The organism is Serratia sp. AKBS12 (assembly GCF_024793895.1).
Taxonomy (GTDB): Bacteria; Pseudomonadota; Gammaproteobacteria; order Enterobacterales; family Enterobacteriaceae; genus Serratia_F.
The window spans coordinates 1,790,426-1,809,839 of record NZ_JANUSB010000015.1; the positions used below are offsets into that span (position 1 = coordinate 1,790,426).

The 19,414-nt window shown below is 54.2% G+C and carries 21 protein-coding genes and 3 tRNA genes; 10 read left to right on the forward strand and 14 right to left on the reverse strand.

Features of this window, described 5'->3' with window-relative positions:
• Window positions 1-206: 206 nt before the first annotated feature.
• The 6 genes from NYE85_RS18290 to uvrY form a co-directional block, all read right to left on the reverse strand.
• Window positions 207-292: transfer RNA gene (locus tag NYE85_RS18290), tRNA-Leu, on the reverse strand.
• A gap of 10 nt (window positions 293-302) precedes the next feature.
• Window positions 303-376 (reverse strand) — tRNA-Cys (locus tag NYE85_RS18295).
• A 56-nt stretch (window positions 377-432) separates the two neighbouring features.
• A tRNA-Gly gene (locus tag NYE85_RS18300) sits at window positions 433-508 on the reverse strand.
• A 144-nt stretch (window positions 509-652) separates the two neighbouring features.
• Window positions 653-1,201: a CDP-diacylglycerol--glycerol-3-phosphate 3-phosphatidyltransferase gene (gene pgsA, locus NYE85_RS18305; protein ID WP_004964461.1), complete on the reverse strand. Its 549-nt coding sequence runs from the start codon at window positions 1,199-1,201 to the stop codon at window positions 653-655.
• Window positions 1,202-1,259: 58 nt separating this feature from the next.
• The gene (uvrC, locus tag NYE85_RS18310) at window positions 1,260-3,092 is read right to left on the reverse strand and encodes an excinuclease ABC subunit UvrC (protein ID WP_259006128.1); all 1,833 of its coding nucleotides are present in this window, start codon (window positions 3,090-3,092) and stop codon (window positions 1,260-1,262) included.
• Window positions 3,085-3,741: a UvrY/SirA/GacA family response regulator transcription factor gene (gene uvrY / locus NYE85_RS18315; RefSeq protein ID WP_039992225.1), complete on the reverse strand. Its 657-nt coding sequence runs from the start codon at window positions 3,739-3,741 to the stop codon at window positions 3,085-3,087. The genes uvrC and uvrY overlap by 8 nt, the downstream gene beginning before the upstream one ends.
• Window positions 3,742-4,342: 601 nt before the next feature.
• Between uvrY and NYE85_RS18320 the strand changes: the two genes are divergently transcribed.
• A complete protein-coding gene (locus tag NYE85_RS18320) occupies window positions 4,343-4,567 on the forward strand; it encodes a DUF2594 family protein (RefSeq protein WP_004964465.1) in 225 nt (74 codons plus the stop codon).
• 76 nt (window positions 4,568-4,643) lie between these two features.
• Here NYE85_RS18320 and NYE85_RS18325 read toward each other — a convergent pair whose 3' ends face one another.
• Together NYE85_RS18325 and NYE85_RS18330 are read right to left on the reverse strand one after the other, a co-directional pair.
• A complete protein-coding gene (locus tag NYE85_RS18325) occupies window positions 4,644-5,075 on the reverse strand; it encodes a hypothetical protein (RefSeq protein WP_259006129.1) in 432 nt (143 codons plus the stop codon).
• Between the two features lie 276 nt (window positions 5,076-5,351).
• Window positions 5,352-6,050 (reverse strand): extensin family protein, encoded by a 699-nt coding sequence (locus tag NYE85_RS18330; RefSeq protein ID WP_259006130.1) that lies wholly within the window; start codon window positions 6,048-6,050, stop codon window positions 5,352-5,354.
• Between the two features lie 182 nt (window positions 6,051-6,232).
• Here NYE85_RS18330 and NYE85_RS18335 point away from each other — a divergent pair, with 182 nt between their 5' ends.
• Window positions 6,233-6,592 (forward strand): hypothetical protein, encoded by a 360-nt coding sequence (locus NYE85_RS18335; protein WP_259006131.1) that lies wholly within the window; start codon window positions 6,233-6,235, stop codon window positions 6,590-6,592.
• 14 nt (window positions 6,593-6,606) lie between these two features.
• Here the strand turns inward: NYE85_RS18335 and NYE85_RS18340 are convergent, their stop codons facing one another.
• Window positions 6,607-6,762, reverse strand: coding sequence for a hypothetical protein (locus NYE85_RS18340; RefSeq protein WP_259006132.1), 156 nt, complete (start codon window positions 6,760-6,762; stop codon window positions 6,607-6,609).
• 109 nt (window positions 6,763-6,871) lie between these two features.
• Complete coding sequence (locus NYE85_RS18345) at window positions 6,872-7,300, reverse strand: universal stress protein (RefSeq protein ID WP_259006133.1); 429 nt, start codon at window positions 7,298-7,300, stop codon at window positions 6,872-6,874.
• 233 nt (window positions 7,301-7,533) lie between these two features.
• Between NYE85_RS18345 and NYE85_RS18350 the strand changes: the two genes are divergently transcribed.
• Window positions 7,534-7,755 (forward strand): hypothetical protein, encoded by a 222-nt coding sequence (locus NYE85_RS18350; protein WP_004964500.1) that lies wholly within the window; start codon window positions 7,534-7,536, stop codon window positions 7,753-7,755.
• A gap of 59 nt (window positions 7,756-7,814) precedes the next feature.
• Here NYE85_RS18350 and NYE85_RS18355 read toward each other — a convergent pair whose 3' ends face one another.
• Window positions 7,815-8,645 (reverse strand): alpha/beta fold hydrolase, encoded by an 831-nt coding sequence (locus tag NYE85_RS18355; RefSeq protein WP_259006134.1) that lies wholly within the window; start codon window positions 8,643-8,645, stop codon window positions 7,815-7,817.
• A 766-nt stretch (window positions 8,646-9,411) separates the two neighbouring features.
• On the opposite strand from NYE85_RS18355, the gene cycA reads away from it, so the two are divergent.
• Window positions 9,412-10,812, forward strand: coding sequence for a D-serine/D-alanine/glycine transporter (gene cycA, locus NYE85_RS18360; RefSeq protein WP_259006135.1), 1,401 nt, complete (start codon window positions 9,412-9,414; stop codon window positions 10,810-10,812).
• Window positions 10,813-10,862: 50 nt separating this feature from the next.
• Here the strand turns inward: cycA and NYE85_RS18365 are convergent, their stop codons facing one another.
• Entirely contained in the window at window positions 10,863-11,783 is a 921-nt protein-coding gene (locus NYE85_RS18365) for a DMT family transporter (protein ID WP_259006371.1), read from the reverse strand.
• 67 nt (window positions 11,784-11,850) lie between these two features.
• On the opposite strand from NYE85_RS18365, the gene NYE85_RS18370 reads away from it, so the two are divergent.
• Window positions 11,851-12,426 carry a helix-turn-helix domain-containing protein gene (locus NYE85_RS18370; RefSeq protein ID WP_259006136.1) on the forward strand — a complete coding sequence of 192 codons (576 nt, stop codon included), beginning with the start codon at window positions 11,851-11,853 and terminating at the stop codon, window positions 12,424-12,426.
• Here NYE85_RS18370 and NYE85_RS18375 read toward each other — a convergent pair.
• Both NYE85_RS18375 and NYE85_RS18380 read right to left on the reverse strand, forming a co-directional pair.
• Window positions 12,423-12,599: a hypothetical protein gene (locus NYE85_RS18375; RefSeq protein ID WP_259006137.1), complete on the reverse strand. Its 177-nt coding sequence runs from the start codon at window positions 12,597-12,599 to the stop codon at window positions 12,423-12,425. The genes NYE85_RS18370 and NYE85_RS18375 overlap by 4 nt on opposite strands.
• An 85-nt stretch (window positions 12,600-12,684) precedes the next feature.
• Window positions 12,685-13,599, reverse strand: a complete 915-nt coding sequence (locus NYE85_RS18380) for a LysR family transcriptional regulator (RefSeq protein ID WP_259006138.1) — start codon at window positions 13,597-13,599, stop codon at window positions 12,685-12,687.
• A 66-nt stretch (window positions 13,600-13,665) separates the two neighbouring features.
• On the opposite strand from NYE85_RS18380, the gene NYE85_RS18385 reads away from it, so the two are divergent.
• From NYE85_RS18385 to NYE85_RS18405, 5 genes are all read left to right on the forward strand, one after another.
• Window positions 13,666-14,283, forward strand: a complete 618-nt coding sequence (locus tag NYE85_RS18385; RefSeq protein ID WP_259006139.1) for a LysE family transporter — start codon at window positions 13,666-13,668, stop codon at window positions 14,281-14,283.
• 76 nt (window positions 14,284-14,359) lie between these two features.
• On the forward strand, window positions 14,360-14,959 hold the full coding sequence (gene wrbA / locus NYE85_RS18390; protein WP_259006140.1) for an NAD(P)H:quinone oxidoreductase: 600 nt from the start codon (window positions 14,360-14,362) through the stop codon (window positions 14,957-14,959).
• A 234-nt stretch (window positions 14,960-15,193) separates the two neighbouring features.
• On the forward strand, window positions 15,194-15,505 hold the full coding sequence (locus tag NYE85_RS18395; RefSeq protein WP_259006372.1) for a hypothetical protein: 312 nt from the start codon (window positions 15,194-15,196) through the stop codon (window positions 15,503-15,505).
• 127 nt (window positions 15,506-15,632) lie between these two features.
• Window positions 15,633-17,093 carry a TrkH family potassium uptake protein gene (locus NYE85_RS18400; RefSeq protein WP_259006141.1) on the forward strand — a complete coding sequence of 487 codons (1,461 nt, stop codon included), beginning with the start codon at window positions 15,633-15,635 and terminating at the stop codon, window positions 17,091-17,093.
• 273 nt (window positions 17,094-17,366) lie between these two features.
• Entirely contained in the window at window positions 17,367-19,361 is a 1,995-nt protein-coding gene (locus tag NYE85_RS18405) for a choline BCCT transporter BetT (RefSeq protein WP_259006142.1), read from the forward strand.
• Window positions 19,362-19,414 lie beyond the last annotated feature (53 nt).

Below are 19,414 nucleotides of genomic sequence, written 5' to 3' on the forward strand. Positions count from 1 at the left end.
ACGCTCTATACGCTTGCCGTAGCGGCCGGCCATAGATCATTAAGAAAATTGAGAAGCGCGCCCAAAAAAACCATTGTTACGGTTATCAGAGAACGGTGAGAATGAGGAAAGATGTTCTGAAGCGTGATTTCAGACACAAAAAAACCGCCTTGCGGCGGCTTACGACATTACTACTATTGCTTTGATTATTCGGTATTTTTATTCCCTGGTACCCGGGGCGGGACTTGAACCCGCACAGCCATAAGCCGAGGGATTTTAAATCCCTTGTGTCTACCGATTTCACCACCCGGGCTCGGGAAAATTGGAGGCGCGTTCCGGAGTCGAACCGGACTAGACGGATTTGCAATCCGCTACATAACCGCTTTGTTAACGCGCCGTAATGCTGTTTGCCTTTACAGGCTCAAGGCTCGTGAAACACCAGCCTGATTAATTTGGAGCGGGAAACGAGGCTCGAACTCGCGACCTCAACCTTGGCAAGGTTGCGCTCTACCAACTGAGCTATTCCCGCATTATCAGAACTCACTGATTTTTTTGCTAACTTTCTGCAAATCGTCGCTGCCGTCTGATGCGATGCATTCTACTTACCTGACGTGATGAGTCAATAAAATTGTTGGCTCATCACGATCGTTTGACGATTTTTGCAGCGCATTGATCACGGTTCCAGCAAATCGTTACGTGCCGCATTCAAATATTGGAACATCGACCAGAATGTCAGCACCGCCGCGATGTATAACAAACCGATCGCCGCATATTCGACGCTGCGATCTGGGCGCCACAGCAAGCCAACCAGTGACATCATCTGTGCGGTGGTTTTCACTTTGCCGATCCATGATACCGCAACGCTGCTGCGCTTGCCGATCTCGGCCATCCATTCGCGCAAGGAGGAAATAATGATTTCACGTGCGATCATGGTGGCAGCCGGCAAGGTGATCCACCATGCATGGTAATGCTCCGCTACCAGCACCAGCGCCATCGCTACCATTACCTTGTCGGCAACCGGGTCAAGGAACGCGCCAAAGCGGGTAGTTTGTTTCCAGCGCCGGGCTAAAAAGCCGTCAAACCAGTCGGTTACCGCAGCAAACACGAAGATGGTGGCGCAAACCATTGGGGCCCAAGTGAACGGCAGATAAAATGCCAGGACAAAAAATGGGATCAGAACTACACGAAACAGGGTAAGCCACGTCGGTATATTCAATTGCATAATGCTACGGTAACTATCTGGCTGGAGTGGAAATTAAGAGTATGTTGCTACATTGCCCTCAGTGTTTCAATGCATTGTGGATCTTTTCTGCCAATGCTTGTGAAATACCCGGCACTTTTGCAATTTCCTCAACGCTGGCATTCAATAATGGTTGAAGTCCGCCCATATACTTCAACAGCATCTGACGCCGTTTTGGCCCAACGCCCTCAATCGACTCCAAGGCGCTGGTATTCTTGACCTTCGCCCGTTTCTGGCGATGGCCGGTTATCGCATGATTATGGGAATCATCACGAATATGTTGAATCACGTGCAACGCCGGCGAATCAGACGGCAGGGAGATCCCCTCACCTTCCGGCACGAAAAATAGCGTTTCCAAACCGGCTTTGCGGTCGGCTCCCTTGGCGATGCCAATCAGTAACGGTTTGTTTTTGTCCCACGCCACGTCCAGCGAGTTAAAGACTTCCATCGCCATACCGAGCTGGCCCTTGCCGCCGTCAATAAAGATCACATCCGGGATTTTGTTCTCTTCCAGCGCTTTACCGTAACGGCGACGCAGCACCTGCGCCATCGCCGCGTAATCATCGCCCGGCGTGATACCGGTGATGTTATAGCGCCGGTACTCCGCGCGCTGCGGGCCGTTTCCATCAAATACCACGCAGGACGCGATGGTTTGTTCGCCCATAGTATGGCTAATATCAAAGCATTCCATGCGATTAATTTCGGCCAAATGAAGCGTTTTTGCCAATTCGGCCATGCGTTGATGGATGGTCGACTGCTGCGCCAGTTTGGTGGTCAACGCCGTAGCGGCATTGGTGCGCGCCAGTTTCAGATAGCGTGCGCGATCGCCACGCGGCTTGCTTTGAATGGCAATTTTGCGCCCAGCCAATTCCGACAACGATTCCGCCAATAGCGTTTTGTCCGGCAGCGTGAAGTCCAACAGGATTTCGCCAGGCAGCGTTCGTGCCTGACTACCCTGCAAATAAAACTGCCCGACGAAGGTTTGCACCACTTCAGCGATATCGGTGCCGCCCGGCACTTTCGGGAAATAGCTGCGGCTGCCAAGCACCTTGCCCTGGCGAATAAACAGTACGTGCAGGCAGGCCATTGCGGATTTAAACGACACGCCGATAACGTCCAGATCGTCACCGCTACCGGAAACGAACTGCCGCTCGGTCACGCGCCGCACCGCCTGGATCTGATCGCGCACTCGTGCGGCCTCTTCAAAATTCAGCCCCTTGCTGGCGCTTTCCATTCGCTCAATCAACTGATGCAGAACCTGCTGATCTTTACCGGCCAGAAACAGCCGGACGTATTCGACCTGCCGCTGATACTCGTCTTCGCTCACCAGGCCGGCCACGCATGGCCCCAGGCAGCGGCCAATCTGGTATTGCAGACAGGGACGCGAGCGGTTGCGGTATACGCTGTTTTCGCATTGGCGAATCGGGAACAACTTTTGCAGCAGCGCCAGCGTTTCACGCACCGCATAGGAGTTAGGGAATGGCCCGAAATATTCACCTTTGGCGTGTTTGGCGCCCCGATGAATAGCCAACCGAGGATGGGTATCACCACTGAGAAAAATCAGCGGATAAGATTTATCGTCACGCAAAAGAACATTATATCGTGGTTGATATAATTTAATGTAATTATGCTCCAATAATAGGGCTTCTGTTTCGGTATGCGTAACAGTAACGTCTATTTGCGCGATATTTTTAACCAGGGTTTCTGTTTTACGGCTGCCGACCAGCAGGCGAAAGTAACTCGCGAGACGCTTTTTCAGGTCTTTGGCTTTACCGACATAAATAACCGTGCCAGTGGCGTCGTACATACGATAGACGCCGGGCTGGCTGGTTACGGTTTTAAGGAATGCCTTCGCATCAAAACGATCACTCACCGCTTAACAAGGTCTCCGCATTGAACAATCCATGTCGGATAGCCAAATGGGTCAACTCCACGTCGCCGCTAATGTTCAGTTTGCTGAACATGCGGTAACGGTAGCTGTTGACCGTCTTGGGGCTAAGATTCAACTGTTCTGAAATCTCGTTGACCTTTTTCCCTTTGGTAATCATCAACATAATTTGCAGTTCACGTTCAGATAAACAATTGAACGGTGTTTCTGTCTGCGGTTCCAACTGGCTGAGCGCCATCTGTTGCGCAATGTCCGAGGCAATATACCGTTGACCGGCATGTACCGAGCGAATGGCGTTCACCACATCCTGTGGTGCCGCACCTTTGCTCAGGTAGCCGGCGGCCCCCGCCTGCATCACCTTGGCGGGCAATGGGTTCTCGGTATGGATAGTCAACATGATGACCTTGATGTCGGGTACGTAGCGCACAATTTTTCGCGTGGCTTCCAGCCCCCCGATACCCGGCATGTTCATGTCCATCAGCACGACATCTACCGCGTTGCCGCGGCACCATTTCACGGCATCTTCACCGCACTGGGCCTCGCCGACAACTTTTATGCCTTTGATATCTTCAAGAATGCGTCGTATCCCTGCGCGCACCAGTTCGTGGTCATCAACAAGAAGAACGCTAATCAAGGAAAAATCTCCAAAAAAAGGGGAGTACGCAATCAGCCTCTGTAATCGCAACTGATATTACTTGTTTTTCAGCAAAGAATGAATACAGATTAATACGTACGTCCGAATTACTTTGCGCAGTAGGCCTAATTTTACCTATTTTCTTGGTGGTACAGCCGATTTGGCCGTTTTGCTGCGGATAAGCGCAATCGCAGGCAAAGAGACGTCTAGCCGTAAAGCAATCATACCGCATAAATCGGCACAATCGGCGAATTTGTATTTATAAATAAGCGGTGATTACATTCAATAACATGCGCATCGAATACCTATTAACCATTTGGAAATAGCTATGCATAATATTGTTTGCCGCGGTACGCCGATAACTATTCATTAAACGGCACGGCGCAAAAAAGATAATTTCCGTTGCAGATTAACCGCAGCGTGCAGCAGGCCGTGGGTGAGAAAGAAAACACTCGGTGGAACGTTACACGTGACCGCTCAGTGCTATGCTATACTCCGCGCCCAGAAAACTGCACTGCCGTGCGCCACGGTGAATTGGATCGCCGCTGGAGTGCATTAAACCGCATTTATTCGGGCTACGGCCTCAAAATCAGGAGATAAAATGAGCAACGTTGATTTCACTACCTCCGCAGATCCACAGACGCTGGCAACGGAAGTCGCCTGCCTGAAAGCCACCCTGACGCTGATTCTGAAATCGATCGGTCAGGCGGATGCCGGGAAAGTCATTATCAATCTGGAGCGGTTTATTGCGCAGATTGAAGATCCTGCGCAAGCGGAAGTGTTTAAGAACAGCCTGTTACAGATTAAGCACGCTTACCGCCAATAATTCTGGCAGGTGATCGCCTGCGGCTTGCCAGGCCCGCCATCGCGTCGCGGGCCTGTTTCTTCTATCGTACAACGGGCTAAGCACGCCCTGGTTGCAAAATAAAACCGCGCCGCATATCGCCGCCAATACGAAAATAGCGCACTTCTCCCGCTCGCAGAGTCATCGGCTGCTGGCCGCTGGTATCACGCCAGATGCACAAATCGTTTTCTATCATATCCTGGCCAATACCAAGCGTATTATTGCCTACCGGTACGCGAAACTCGGCTTTTTCCTTGCTGGCCAACGACGCGGCAAACTCACCGTTCAAATAAACCCCGGTGCGGCACGAGCCGGCCAACATGCCACTATCACGCACGATGATTATCGTGGCATAAGGGGTCGTCGGCAGATTTTGATAAAGCATCAGGCGGCTCGGCGGCGCTGATTTTGCCTGTTGTGGCGGAACGGCCTGCGTGGCACAGCCTGATAACAGCACGGTGGTAATAAGTAACGCTGCGTAGTGCTTCATCCTGAACTCCTCGAAAAAACAAGCCCTAATAATAGCAAGATAAACGACTGCTTCCCCAGTTGAAAGCAGCAAGTGATGAAAAATAGGACTAGTTCCCAACATGCAGATGGCATGCCACCTGCATGCTCATTGCACCCGAGCGGACCAACTAATAGCGCATCTCGCTGAGCGACAAACCTGCCCAAAAATAAGCGTTAGGATCGAGAAAAATAACGTTCACCGCACCGATAGTTACAACTTAAGATTATTCTCAGGCTTGGGTAAATTTACGTTTATTTATCCGCAACTCCCCAAACCGCGCATTGCCAGATGAAAATGATTGGCATGCGCAGCGTTATATTCCGGTCCGAGCGCATTGCCAAAAAATCCACAACCGTCATTGAACACCGTGCGTAAATATATGCCGCTGTCGGTTGGTTTCGACCACTGTTTTTCTATTCTCAGCCGTTGGCCATTCGCCATGCGAAACCCTGAAACATCCCAGGCATCTGCCGTCGCATGTTCACTCAGACGCCCGGCAGGGCGATGATAAATATTGCGGCAGGCATAACTGCCAAGATGATCGATGCGCGTCAGGCGAGTCCCTAATTGCCGTTGCGCCAGCGGTGCGGCGACCTGGGTAACAAACATGGTGCTGCTCAGCGCCAGCGGGCAACTGGCCAGGAAGCTTGAACTGAGCTTGACCTGACCAAAGCTCTGGACGCGTATCGGTGCCACGAGCGGACAGTCACCAGTAACATCGGCGACCTGCCGAAACGCCACGTAGCCGGCATCCCGTGCCTGCGCCAACGCCCTTATGCACGCCTGCGGATCGTCCGCCAGCCGTTGCAGCTTCAGTCGGGTCATAAACGTCGGCGGATCGTTGACCGACAGCGGCGAAAACGGGTTATAACCTGGCGGCAATTGCCGTAGCCACCACGGCGCACTGCCCGCTATCACCAACACGATCAGAATAACCATCCCCCACCGCTGCATAATTACCCTCACCAAGGTTAAAATTTGAGTATAGGTGATGACGACGCCGCGCTACCCTTAACGGAACGCAAACAATAACCATTCTCACTTTTATTTTAACCACACTTTGGTTAGAATCCTCGCCGCTCAGGATAGGATTAATCCGAGCCTCAATCATGGAAAAGTGAACAGATAGGGATGCGATGAAGACCTACGGATTGTTAATTTTATTGCCAATTGCCACATTAACCGGCTGTAGTCGATGGGAACGGCCCGGCGCCAATGATGTCTCCCGCCAGGCAGATTACGCAGCATGCGAAGCACGTGGGTTTGACCGCTTTCCGCCGGATGTGGTGCGGGATATCGAATTTGATTACGGCGACAAATACGTCACCTGCGAGAAAAACAAGAAAACCTGCCCGAACGGTTATCGCTACGAGCCGCGACCGTCGTTGCGCACGGTGCAGAGCGATCGCAACCAGAATGCCCGCACGGCAACTATCGACGCCTGCATGTACGGCAAAGGCTGGCACGAAAAAACCTATTATTGGCCACAGTGGTAAACCACGCCTGGCGGTTATTCGTCATCACCGTGCGGCATACCGGTTTTCGGCCTGGATTTATCTTCCTCGTGCGGCTTGTTTTTCGCCGTTGATAACGCTTTGCCGATCAACCACAGCAGTAATGGCATTAACAACAGGCATATTCCCAACGTAATCAGTGCGTTTGTCATCCTTCTTTCGCCTGTTCTGCGGACATTACGCCTGAGTGTAGCATTTTGAACCGCTGCCGGCATTGCGTTAGCCGGTAACAGGCCGGCAATCGCCGGCCTGGATTGGCAGTTAGCGGATCACCATTACCGAGGTTTTCGCGTGTCGCACGATGGCGGCGGCGTTCGAGCCAAGCAGGTAGGTTTTGACGCTGGGCCGACGAGAGCCGATGACGATCAGATCGGCATCTATCTCTTCGGCCAGTTGCAGCACTTCGTCACGCGGTGAGCCAAAACTGATGCTATACGCGAGCCGCTCCAGGGGAATATCCATTTCAGAGATTATTTTCTTTAGCTTATCAATGGCCTGGATTTCTGCCTGGTTTTCAAACTCTTTGATGCCGAACGAATAGGCGGTAACAAAAGCAGACGCATCCGGCAACGCATGGAAGAAATGCACCTTGGCACCAGAGGCTTTTGCCAGATACTCCACGTGTTTAAGCGCGTTTTCCGTCAGCTTTTCTTCATCAATATCTACTGGCACTAATATTGTCTTGTACATATTCAGCCCCTTATTGAATCGCTCAACTGAGCCTAGCTTACCGCTCTGCCAGTATAAGGGGGAATCCGTTTGGCGTTTTTGTGATCGGCCAGCAATTCTAAATAACCGCTTGAAAATATTTAACAATAAATCAACAACGATAGCCGGGTTATCATCCCGACGCCCCCGACCGCCACAGAACAAGACGGGCCCGCTATGCTTACTGTTACTTCACCATAAAGGAAGCTTGAGCGATGAAACTGACTCCTGCCGTTATCAAGAAAGCACATTTGGCGATGTCGTTTTTATGGATCATTTTGGCAATACCGTCCGTCATCTGGTGGAAGAACAGCGTTCTGTGGGTAATTATCATCAGCATTTATGCCAACGTGGTCGGGCATCTGGCGGGCTATACCGCAGCCAGAGCAGACGAAGCAGCAGAGGCCGGCGAAGCGGAGCAACGGCAAAAGCGCTAGTTATCCGTTAAGCATGCAAGAAAACAGAAGCCCGCAGGCTTCTGTGCCGGCGTGATGTTTCAGCGTTGAATGAAGTCCAGCAGATCCTGGTTGATCTGCGCCTTGTGCGTGCTGCACAAGCCGTGCGATGCGCCGGGATAGATCTTTTCCTGCGCGTTCGGTAACAGTTTCAGCGCGGCCTGGCTGGAGGAGATCGGCGGTACTATCTGATCGTCATCACCATAAATAACCAGGGTAGGAATGGTCATGCGCTGCAAATCCTCCCGCTGATCGGTGGCGGAGAATGCTGCAACACAGTCATACAGCGCCTTGATGGAACCCTGCATGCCCTGCCGCCAGAAACCGTCACGCAACCCTTGCGATGGCTGCGAGCTCGAGCGGTTGAAGCCATAGAAGGTCTCGGAAAGATCCTTGAAGAATTGCGAACGGTCGTTGATCACGCCCTCGCGTATACCGTCAAATACCGACAGCGGCAAACCGTTCGGGTTAAAATCGGTCTTCAGCATAATCGGCGGCACGGCGCCAATCAGCACCGCCTTGGCCACCCGTTCGGTACCGTGGCGGGCAATGTAGCGCGCCACTTCACCGCCGCCGGTGGAATGGCCGACATGCACCGCATTCTGCAAATCCAGCGCCGCCGTCAACTCCGCCAGATCGTCGGCATACTGGTCCATATTATGGCCATCCCACGGCTGCGAAGAACGTCCATGCCCGCGACGGTCATGCGCAATCACCCGATAGCCGTGTGAAGCGAGGAACAGCATTTGATCTTCAAAAGCGTCCCCTGACAGCGGCCAGCCGTGACTGAACACTATCGGTTGGCCTTCACCCCAATCTTTATAATAAAGCAGGGTGCCATCTTTCAGCTTGAGCATTGTGCTATTGGTCATCGTTATACCCCATGTAGTGACGGGAAAACATCGTTCGCGTTCAGCTTGCTACCGTAACGTGACAAACGAATGTCATTCAGTATGGACTAGCGAATGGCACTCTGCGTAGCCTGCCACGCCAGCAGAGACTCCGGCGTCCACGCTCGACGCATTTAGCCGCATGATTTCCATGATCTGTTTTGCAGGTCAATTGTCGCCGCACGGCATGAATTTTGTCTGTCGATGCGTGGCTGACGCGCCAGATGGGCTTACCAATCCCACTAATACGGCCGACGCATGATTAATTTTCAGGGCATATATCAGCAACGGCAAACCACCTGCCAGCGCAGACTGAAAAAGCTAAGCAAATGATTTTGCTGTCAGCTGGCCGGCACTGCTGAGCGTAGCCGCAGCGCCGTTTGCCGCCCGTCGCCGTTTTTCGCTCCCCCGTCGATAACCACCGATAGCAACGTAGCTGGCGATATGGCTTATACAATCCTGCATTAGTTTTTCTCATGTGATTTTTTAAGCCGTTGTTTTATCAAAGGGATTACCTCGCCAAGGACTGTTAATTTTCCGTAACCAGGAGTAACCTTGCGCCCCCTGAACCCCCGGCCGGCCTGGCTGGAGTCATTATCGCAATAGTTTCAATGCACGCTGAGGTTATGCGCTGATGAAAATATTGCACTATCTTAAAAAGCCGGCACCGCCGGGAGAAACGTATAAAAAACAGCCACAATAGAGCTGCTAACTCCATTCATGACAGGTAAAAACAGGACATCATCAGATGGTCGATCACGCTAAAAATACCGACAATGCCAACGCTGCGTCAGAAGATAGCCTCCGAAGAAACCTTTCCAACCGCCATATACAACTGATCGCCATCGGCGGCGCTATCGGCACCGGCCTGTTTATGGGCTCAGGGAAAACCATCAGTCTGGCTGGCCCTTCGATCATTTTCGTCTATATGATCATTGGCTTTATGCTGTTTTTTGTCATGCGCGCGATGGGTGAATTGCTGCTGTCGAACTTGCAGTACAAATCCTTTAGCGACTTCGCCGCCGATCTGCTCGGTCCATGGGCCGGATTCTTCACCGGTTGGACCTATTGGTTCTGCTGGGTGGTTACCGGTATTGCCGACGTAGTGGCGATCACCGCCTACGCCCAATTCTGGTTCCCCGAGCTTTCGCAATGGATAGCTTCGCTGCTGTGCGTCCTGTTGTTGCTCAGTCTTAACCTGGCCACGGTGAAAATGTTTGGTGAAATGGAATTCTGGTTCGCAATGATTAAAATCGTTGCGATAGTCGGCCTGATCGTTGCCGGTCTGGTGATGATTGCCACCCATTACCCTTCTCCGAGCGGTACGGTGGCCTCGTTCTCCCACCTGTGGAATGACGGTGGCATGTTCCCAAAAGGCATCAGCGGCTTCTTCGCCGGCTTTCAGATCGCGGTTTTCGCCTTTGTCGGCATCGAACTGGTGGGCACCACGGCAGCTGAAACCAAAAACCCGGAAAAAGTACTGCCACGCGCCATCAACGCCATTCCACTGCGCATCATCATGTTTTACGTCTGTTCGCTGATCGTTATCATGTCGGTAACGCCATGGAGCTCGGTGGTGGCGGACAAGAGCCCGTTCGTTGAGCTGTTCGTGCTGATTGGCCTGCCTGCGGCGGCCAGCGTGATCAATTTTGTGGTGCTGACCTCTGCCGCCTCATCTGCCAACAGCGGCGTGTTTTCTACCAGCCGCATGCTGTATGGCCTGGCGCAACAAGGTGACGCGCCGTCCCCCTTCGCCAAGCTGTCCAAACGCGCGGTGCCGGCCAACGGCCTGACATTTTCCTGCATTTGCCTGCTGGGCGGCGTGGTACTGATTTATCTGATCCCAAACGTAGTGACGGTATTTACGCTGGTCACCACCGTTTCAGCGATTCTGTTCATGTTCGTCTGGAGCATCATTCTGTGCTCATACCTGGTTTACCGTAAGCGACGCCCGGAACTGCATCAGAAATCGGTCTATAAAATGCCGGCCGGCAAACTGATGTGCTGGGTCTGCATGGCGTTCTTCGCCTTTGTGCTGGTATTGCTGACGTTGCAAAGCGACACTCGCCAGGCACTGATGGTAACGCCACTGTGGTTCGTGGTGCTGGGCATCGGCTACTGGCTGGCGCGCAACAAAAAACGCGCCTGATGCGGGCTCAGGGGATACCTGATATCCCCTGCTCGCTTCACCTCGACGCCTTAACCTTCGGTTAGCGCATCCGGCTTGGCCCTGCGCCGGATGCGCAGTTCGCTGACGATCACCCCAATGACGATCAACGCACCGCCAAGCAGCGCAATGCCCGGTAAACGCTCACCGGCCACGCGCCCGACAATCCCCGCCCATACCGGTTCGCCGGCATAAATCACCGTGGCGCGCGTCGGCGACACGCTACGCTGGGCCCAGTTCATGGTGACTTGGATCAGCGCGCTGGCGATGCCCAGCCCAACCGCGCTGTACAGCAGATAGTTGGAATATGCCGGTATGGATTCCCCGGTGGGCGCCATCATCAAAAACGACAGCAGCGACGCGGTAGCCAACTGCACCAGGGTGACGCGTTTGACGTTTACCTTACCGGCGTAGGCACCGATCAGGATGATTTCAGCCGCGATCGCCAGCGTACTGACCAGCGTCAGGATCTCGCCCAGTGACAGCGTCATTTCATTACTGCCCGGGCCGGCCATCAGCATCAGGCCGGTAAAGGCCAGCAGCACGCCAAGCCACGACATGATGCCGGGAAAGCGCCCCAGTACCAGCCATTGCAACAATGGCACTATCGGCACGTACATCGCGGTGATAAAAGCGGACTGACTGCTACTGATGGTTTGTAACCCAACGGTCTGCAAACCATAGCCAAACATGATGGAAAGACCAATAAACGCGCCGGCCTTGAATTCGTACCAGGTCAGGCCGCGCAGGCTACCCAGTGAAAACAGCGCCAGCGCCAAGGTGGCGGTGCCAAATCGTAGCCCGACAAAGAAAAACGGGCCACTGACCATCATCGCGTGGTGCACCGCCAAAAAGGTGCCACCCCAGATCATGGTGATGAAAATAAGTATCGCCTCCTGAGGCTTTATCTTCAGAAACAGGCGAGAGAAAAAGGATTTTTTGACCGATGACACCGACTTGCCCTTCATGCTGAGTGCAATATAATGCACAGATCCTGCCAGTATGAGGCATCACCAGACAATGAGCAATATAGTGCACAATGGAAAACCCGACGCGCTGCGGGTGCTGCAATACCTCAGCAGCAATGTACGGGGATACCGCCAACAGGCCGGTCTGAGCCAGGTGGCGCTGGCCGAGCTCTCGGGCGTCAGCCGGCGGATGCTGGCGGGGATAGAGGCTGGCGATCGCAACGTCAGCCTGGCAGTGCTGGACAAACTGGCGGCAGCGCTTGAGGTATCATTTACCGATTTGATTCAGGCACCTGACGCGCGCGGCAATCACCTGATTGGAGAGTTGGCCTGGCAAGGTAGCCAACCGCAGAGCCAGGCCATTCTTGCCGCCAGCGTACCGGCCCGGCAGCGCGTGGAACTGTGGCTGTGGACCCTGATGCCCGGCGAGCACTATGATTCGCTGCCGGATGCCCAGGGCTGGCACGAAATCATTTACGTGGTCAGCGGCAGCATGACGCTGACCTTGACGCAACAGACGCTGACCCTGTGCGCCGGCGAGACCCAGGTGTTCAACAGCGATCAACACTATGCCTATGCCAATCGCGGCACCGAACCGCTACGGTTTATCCGCAACGTGACGTTTTAGTCGTCGTTGTCGGCCCGCTGTTCAGGCAACTCCTCCAGCGGTGGCTGAATGCCTTCCGAGATATAATCCTTGGCGGCAAAAGCGCGCTGATTGCCAAGGCGATCCTCGACCACAACGTGCTTTATGGCGCCACTCGCCAATAAAATTCGCTTGATACCACGACACTGCTCCATCGGGGCTGCTCCAACCGTTGCACATCTCTTCAGTGTATACCCAAAATGACGCTGCTACCGCTGATGCTGCCGGCTAGCGTTGATGTTATTGCTGTTGCAGCCAACGCTGCAACTGTTCGACGGCGCTGCCGGGCGTGATGGGCTGCGGCGTCAACAGGCAGTAACTGCTGCCGTCCTGCTGAAATCCAAACGGTGCCACCAGCAGGCCGGCGTCAATATCGTCGCGCACCTGCCGCCACGGACCGATGGCGATACCGAGGCCGGCAGTCGCAGCCTGCAGGCTGAAATAGAAGTGGTCAAAACGCTGTTGCGCCTGCCCGTCGAGCGTCACCCCCTGCGCTTGCGCCCAATCGTCCCACGCCGCCGGTCGCGTAGCGCTATGCAGCAGCACCGCATCGCGGCGCAGGCATAGATCGCTGCCACTGCCCTCGACAAAACGCGCGAGCGCTTCCGGTTTGCAGACCGGTCCTACCTTCTCGGCAAATAGCACGCTACTGTAAATATGGCGCTCCCAGGCAAAGTCATTGCGGCGAATCGCCAGCGTAATGCCGTCGTGAAACACCACTGGACCGCCGCCGGCTACCAGTTGCACGTTGATTTCCGGGTGTGCCTGCTGAAACGACGGTAAACGCGGGATCAACCAGCGCATTAGCAAGGTGGGCTCGCAGGACAGCACGATAGGCGCCTGCTGCGCCTGGCGATACAACCCCTGCACGGCGTGCTCAAGTATGCCAAACGCCTGCTCGGTGGCGTGGAGCAAGGTGCTGCCGGCGGCAGTGAGATATACCCGCCGATGACGTCGTTCAAACAGTGCCAGCCCCAACTCGTCCTCCAACGCACGCACCGCTCGACTGACCGCGCCGTGCGTCAGGTTCAGCGAGCTTGCCGCCTGGGTAAAACTTTCCAACCGAGCAGCGGCCGCAAAACAGCGTAATCCGCCCAACGCAATCTGCCGGCCGATTTTATGTGAGATTTTCTCACTGATATCGTCAGTTTTCATCGTTTGTCTCGCAACTGCCTTTTCGCCACAATCCAGTTTCTCTTACGCTCATCAAGCAGGGCAACTATGACCGAATTTATCGCCGTCGTCACCATTACCTTATTCGCCGTAATCAGTCCGGGGCCGGACTTCGCCATGGTATCGCGCAACAGTTTGTTGAACTCCCGGCGCAGTGGGATCCTTACCGCCGTTGGCATCGGCTCTGGTGTATTGTTACATGTCGGTTATACGCTGATTGGCGTGGGGGTGCTGATACAGCAGTCACTGTGGCTGTTTAACCTGCTGAAACTCATCGGTGCTGCTTATCTTGTCTATCTTGGCATAGGCATGCTGCGACACGCCGCCGCCCCGTCGGCAAATGCCGGCCGCTCCGCTAACCCCATCGGTGACTGGAGCGCACTTAAAACCGGTTTCCTGACCAACCTGTTGAATCCCAAAACCACCATTTTTATCGTCAGCCTGTTTATGCAGGTGGTGAACCCGCATACCTCGCTCGGTATTCAGATCGCCTACGGCCTGTTTATTGCCATTGCGCATGTCATCTGGTTCAGTTTGGTCGCGCTGCTGTTTTCAACGCCGCGGATCAATGCGCAGTTCCTGCGTTTGCGTAGCGGCATCGATCGGCTGTTCGGCAGCCTGCTGATTGCCTTTGGCGGTTTACTGGCGTTAACCGGGATCCGTTAACGCCGTACGCGCCAATTTGCCGGTTAGCTTCTATGCTTAGCGATGAGGTTTTATTCAGCAACGCAGGAGAGGCAAAATGGCGAAACTATTGGTGCTTTACTACTCGATGTACGGGCATATTGAAACGCTGGCACAGGCGGTTGCCGAAGGGGCCGGCAAAGTCGACGGTATTGAGGTTAGCGTGAAACGGGTAGCGGAAACCATGCCGGCCGAGGCCTTTGCCAAAGCCGGTGGCAAAACCGATCAGCCGGCACCGGTTGCCAGCCCGCAAGAGCTGGCAGATTACGATGCGATTATCATCGGTACGCCAACCCGCTTTGGCAATATGTCCGGCCAGATGCGTACCTTCTTCGATCAGACCGGCGGGTTGTGGGCGTCCGGCGCATTGCACGGCAAAATTGCCAGCGTATTTTCCTCTACCGGCACCGGCGGCGGTCAGGAGCACACCATTTCGTCGACCTGGACCACGCTGGCACACCACGGCATGATCATCGTGCCCATCGGTTACAAAATGCCGGAGCTGTTTGACGTATCAAAAACCCGTGGCGGCACGCCGTATGGCGCAACCACCATTGCCGGTGCCGATGGCTCGCGCCAGCCCAGTCAGGAAGAACTCAACATCGCGCGCTATCAGGGCGAATACGTCGCCAGCCTGACCGCCAAGCTGAAAAACTGAACATTCACCGTACTAATATTCCCAGGGGCCGGACAGCCACCGGCCCCGATCTTGTTGCGGCGTCGCGCCGGCGCTAAAATGCGGCCAACCTGCCATTCATTCGCTGAACGTCACGGTCGAAATTCGTCCTGCTTGGCCGCTCGGCCTCCTGCCCTGCGGCAGGCGTTGTGTATTTTGCGCATTGCAAAGGGAAATAAGTCAGTGTCTAAAGATTTTGATGAACTAATAAGAGACATGGATCTTATTATTGAAAATGTAGACCATTTCAAGGCTATGGCCCCGCGTGCGGATGTGCCGCCGGTCGCGCCCCCCGCGGCCCATCACTATGATTCATTTTGCGAAACCGTGGCGTTAAAAATGGTGCTCAAGGTTTTGCTGTCATCGGTGGATAAAATCGTCAAGGTTCAGATCGCCAACAAGGTTGAGCAGGAAATTTCGCAAATCGAACGGCAGGTGGTTAAAGCCGGCGGCGGGCCGGTCTCGGCCGACGATTTAGCGCAAATGACGCAGTACGTGCGCCATACGGTGAAGACCTTGCTTGAATAAGCGTCAAAAAACGGGCCAACGCTGGCGGGCGTGATCAATTTTTACGAAATTTTTATATTGCCCGCTTTATTCTTTATGCATTGTCTGACTAACTGGACCTATTGCCAACTGCGGCTTGGGCGCAAGCATGGTTAAAACAAAACAGATTCTTATTGTTGTCCACCTGTGTAGTTTTTTGGTTGTTCTCTACAGTCTTTCAATGATCCCACCGTTGCTGATGGCACTGTTGTACAAGGAAAAAAGCGTTTTTTCCTTCTTTTACACGCTGGCGATCGTCGGTTCGCTCGGCGGACTGGGCTGGTTCAGTAGCCGGCAAGCCAAGGTTCAGCTGCGCACACAGGACGGTTTTCTGATTATCGTTTTGTTTTGGCTGCTGTTTTCTTTGATCAGCGCCATGCCGTTATGGTTGGATGACAGCCTCAATATCAGCCTGGTCGACGCGGTATTCGAGGGCGTTTCCGGCATCACAACCACTGGCGCATCGGTGTTGAACGACGTTTCCGGCGTGCCTAAATCGGTACTCTATTACCGTTCCCAGCTTAACTTTATCGGAGGTTTGGGGGTTATCGTACTGGCGGTGGCGGTGTTGCCGCTGCTGGGGATCGGTGGAGCCAAACTGTACCAGTCGGAAATGCCCGGTCCGTTCAAGGAAGAGCGGCTGACGCCGCGTCTGGCCGATACCTCCAAAAACCTGTGGCTGATTTATCTGGCATTGGGCCTGTTATGCACCGTAGCGTTTCACTTTGCCGGCATGCCGTGGTTCGACGCGCTGTGTCACGGGCTATCCACCGTTTCGCTCGGCGGTTTTTCGACCCGCAATGAAAGCCTCGGTTATTTTGACAGTTCGGCAGTGGAAATGGTCGGCGGTATTTTTTCCATCCTGGCGGCGGTCAACTTTACGCTGTATTTCGTTGCCGTCGGCAGGCGCAGCTTCAGGCCGCTATACCGCAATCCGGAACTGAGGTTCTTTTTGCTGATCCTGTCGATCGTCGTCGCGATTGTGGTAGTCGAACTTTACCGTGCCGGCATGTACGGCGCCAAGGACGCCTTTGTCCACGGCTTTTTCCTCACCAGTTCGATGATGACCGATAACGGCCTGGCCACCGCCGACTACGCACAGATGCCCTCGCATACCATCATGCTATTGCTGGCCGCCAGCTTCTTTGGCGGCTGCGTCGGCTCAACCTGCGGCGGCATCAAGGCGTTACGCTTTTTGATCATGTACAAGCAGAGCCGCCACGAAGTGAACCAACTGGTGCACCCGAACGCGATCTTCACCATCAAGGTCGGTAACGCCCCGATCCACGATCGGGTGCTGCGTTCGGTGTGGAGCTTTTTCTTCCTGTACGTTTTTTTCAGTTGCCTCTTTATTTGGACGCTGAATCTGATGGGATACGACTTCATGACGTCGTTCGCTACCGTCGCCGCCTGTATCAACAACATGGGGTTGGGCTTCGGTGAAACCGCCGCCGGTTTTGGCACCCTGAGCGACCCGGCCAAGTGGTTAATGTGCGCCGCCATGCTGTTTGGTCGTCTGGAAATTTACCCTATCCTGATTTTGTGTTCCCGCGCATTTTGGCGCTTCTGATAGCGCTTTCCTGCTACGCTTAACTCGTGGATCCTGACGCCGGTGCTACTGAACGCACCGGCGTCAGCTTGCCGCTTGGCGCGTGCTTTTCATATAGTCAAAAGTTCTAAAAGAACAATTAATAATAGCTGTTCTAACCAGAAGCCTGAAAAATGGAGCCATTTTAAGGTATACTGCCTCGGCACACTGTTTCGGGCGTTGCTGCGCCCGTGTTTTATGGGGTTGTTAAAACAATTAGCCTAACTCCCTAACGGACTAGCTAAAAGGTATTCTATGAGCCAAAACGACACTGAAAACGTGGCACGTCGTAGCCATATCAATCCTCCGGTATTTTATATTTCCGCCATCTTGATTTTTGTCCTGGTGGCATTTGCCGCCTTTTACCCCGAATTGGCGGATCGCAAATTCAAAGCGTTACAACAGGGTATTTTCACCAACGCCAGCTGGTTCTACATTTTGGCGGTGGCGCTGATTCTGCTGAGCGTCACCTTTTTAGGCTTGTCGCGTTACGGCAATATCAAACTCGGGCCGGATCATGCCCAGCCAGACTTCAGCTACGTGTCCTGGTTTGCGATGCTGTTTTCTGCCGGTATGGGTATCGGCCTGATGTTCTTTGGCGTCGCCGAGCCGGTGATGCACTATCTTTCGCCACCGGTCGGCACGCCGGAAACAGTGGAAGCGGCTAAACAGGCCATGCGCCTGACCTTCTTCCACTGGGGCCTGCATGCCTGGGCGATTTATGCCATCGTGGCGCTGATCCTGGCCTTTTTCAGCTATCGTCACGGCCTGCCGCTGACGCTGCGCTCGGCGCTATACCCGATTATCGGCGATCGTATCTACGGGCCGATTGGCCATGCGGTAGACATTTTTGCGGTTATCGGTACCGTGTTTGGCGTCGCGACCTCGCTAGGCTATGGCGTCTTGCAGGTTAATGCCGGGCTGAATCACCTGTTCGGCTTGCCGATCAACGAAACGGTGCAGGTGGTATTGATCGTGGTGATCACCGCATTGGCCACGCTATCGGTAGTGTCCGGACTGGACAAGGGCATTCGCATTCTGTCCGAACTGAACCTGGGCCTGGCAGTGCTGCTGCTGGTGATGGTCGGGGTGCTCGGCCCAACGGTACTGCTGCTGAAATCCTTTGTGGAAAACACCGGCGGTTATCTGTCTGAAATCGTCAGTAAAACCTTTAACCTGTACGCCTACGAGCCAAAGTCCAGCAACTGGCTGGGGGGCTGGACCCTGCTGTACTGGGGGTGGTGGCTGTCGTGGTCGCCGTTCGTCGGCATGTTTATCGCGCGCGTTTCTCGCGGCCGCACCATCCGCGAATTCGTTACCGGCGTACTGTTTGTTCCTGCCGGCTTCACGCTGCTGTGGATGACCTTCTTCGGCAACAGCGCCATTCACCTGATTATGGATGAAGGCGCTCGCGATCTGGCCAGCACGGTGCAGAACGACGTCTCGCTGGCGCTGTTCAACTTCCTGGAACACTTCCCGTTCTCCAATATTCTGTCGTTCATTGCCATGGCGATGGTGGTGGTGTTCTTTGTTACCTCTGCCGACTCGGGCGCAATGGTGGTTGATACGCTGGCCTCCGGCGGCAATGACCAAACGCCGGTCTGGCAGCGCATCTTCTGGGCCGCGTTGATGGGCGTGGTGGCGATAGCCCTGCTGCTTGCCGGCGGCCTGAGCGCGTTGCAAACCGTGACCATTGCCAGCGCCCTGCCGTTCTCAATCATTCTGCTGGTGTCTATCTACGGTCTGCTAAAGGCGCTGCGGGTCGATGCCTACAAGCGTGACAGTCAGATGATGACGACCATTGCGCCCACCGCCGCCCGCAACCCGATCTCGTGGCAGCGACGTTTGCGCAATATTGCCTATTTCCCGAAACGCTCGCAGGTGAAACGCTTTGTCAGCGAAGTGGTACAACCGGCAATGACGTTGGTAGAGGCGGAACTGGCCAAGCAGAGCACCGTTTCCTCGATTGACGATTCGCAAGACGACCGCATCCGTTTTGAAGTGGATCTGGGCGAGGATCTGAACTTTGTCTATGAAGTGCGCCTGCGTGCCTACATTCAGCCGGCCTTTGCCCTCATCGGGTTGAAAGATGAGCAACGTGACGAGGAACATAAATACTACCGCGGCGAAGTGCACCTGAAGGAAGGCGGTCAGGATTATGACGTGATGGGCTGGACACAAGAGCAGATCATTCACGATATTCTCGATCAGTACGAGAAACACCTGCACTTCTTGCATCTGGTGCGCTAACTCACCCTGCGCAACAGGCCGGCCACCCCACCAGGCAACGCCGGATTGTCCTT

Excerpts from the sequence above, each read along its gene's own strand:
- NYE85_RS18395 (WP_259006372.1), top strand. The coding sequence starts at position 15,194 with ATGGATCTTATTATTGAAAATGTAGACCATTTCAAGGCTATGGCCCCG.
- NYE85_RS18405 (WP_259006142.1), top strand. The coding sequence starts at position 17,367 with ATGAGCCAAAACGACACTGAAAACGTGGCACGTCGTAGCCATATCAAT.
- NYE85_RS18320 (WP_004964465.1), top strand. The coding sequence starts at position 4,343 with ATGAGCAACGTTGATTTCACTACCTCCGCAGATCCACAGACGCTGGCA.
- NYE85_RS18330 (WP_259006130.1), bottom strand. The coding sequence starts at position 6,050 with ATGCAGCGGTGGGGGATGGTTATTCTGATCGTGTTGGTGATAGCGGGC.
- NYE85_RS18335 (WP_259006131.1), top strand. The coding sequence starts at position 6,233 with ATGAAGACCTACGGATTGTTAATTTTATTGCCAATTGCCACATTAACC.
- NYE85_RS18370 (WP_259006136.1), top strand. The coding sequence starts at position 11,851 with ATGAGCAATATAGTGCACAATGGAAAACCCGACGCGCTGCGGGTGCTG.
- NYE85_RS18375 (WP_259006137.1), bottom strand. The coding sequence starts at position 12,599 with ATGGAGCAGTGTCGTGGTATCAAGCGAATTTTATTGGCGAGTGGCGCC.
- NYE85_RS18400 (WP_259006141.1), top strand. The coding sequence starts at position 15,633 with ATGGTTAAAACAAAACAGATTCTTATTGTTGTCCACCTGTGTAGTTTT.
- NYE85_RS18355 (WP_259006134.1), bottom strand. The coding sequence starts at position 8,645 with ATGACCAATAGCACAATGCTCAAGCTGAAAGATGGCACCCTGCTTTAT.
- NYE85_RS18380 (WP_259006138.1), bottom strand. The coding sequence starts at position 13,599 with ATGAAAACTGACGATATCAGTGAGAAAATCTCACATAAAATCGGCCGG.
- NYE85_RS18385 (WP_259006139.1), top strand. The coding sequence starts at position 13,666 with ATGACCGAATTTATCGCCGTCGTCACCATTACCTTATTCGCCGTAATC.
- cycA (WP_259006135.1), top strand. The coding sequence starts at position 9,412 with ATGGTCGATCACGCTAAAAATACCGACAATGCCAACGCTGCGTCAGAA.
- NYE85_RS18340 (WP_259006132.1), bottom strand. The coding sequence starts at position 6,762 with ATGACAAACGCACTGATTACGTTGGGAATATGCCTGTTGTTAATGCCA.
- NYE85_RS18325 (WP_259006129.1), bottom strand. The coding sequence starts at position 5,075 with ATGAAGCACTACGCAGCGTTACTTATTACCACCGTGCTGTTATCAGGC.
- NYE85_RS18350 (WP_004964500.1), top strand. The coding sequence starts at position 7,534 with ATGAAACTGACTCCTGCCGTTATCAAGAAAGCACATTTGGCGATGTCG.
- NYE85_RS18345 (WP_259006133.1), bottom strand. The coding sequence starts at position 7,300 with ATGTACAAGACAATATTAGTGCCAGTAGATATTGATGAAGAAAAGCTG.
- pgsA (WP_004964461.1), bottom strand. The coding sequence starts at position 1,201 with ATGCAATTGAATATACCGACGTGGCTTACCCTGTTTCGTGTAGTTCTG.
- wrbA (WP_259006140.1), top strand. The coding sequence starts at position 14,360 with ATGGCGAAACTATTGGTGCTTTACTACTCGATGTACGGGCATATTGAA.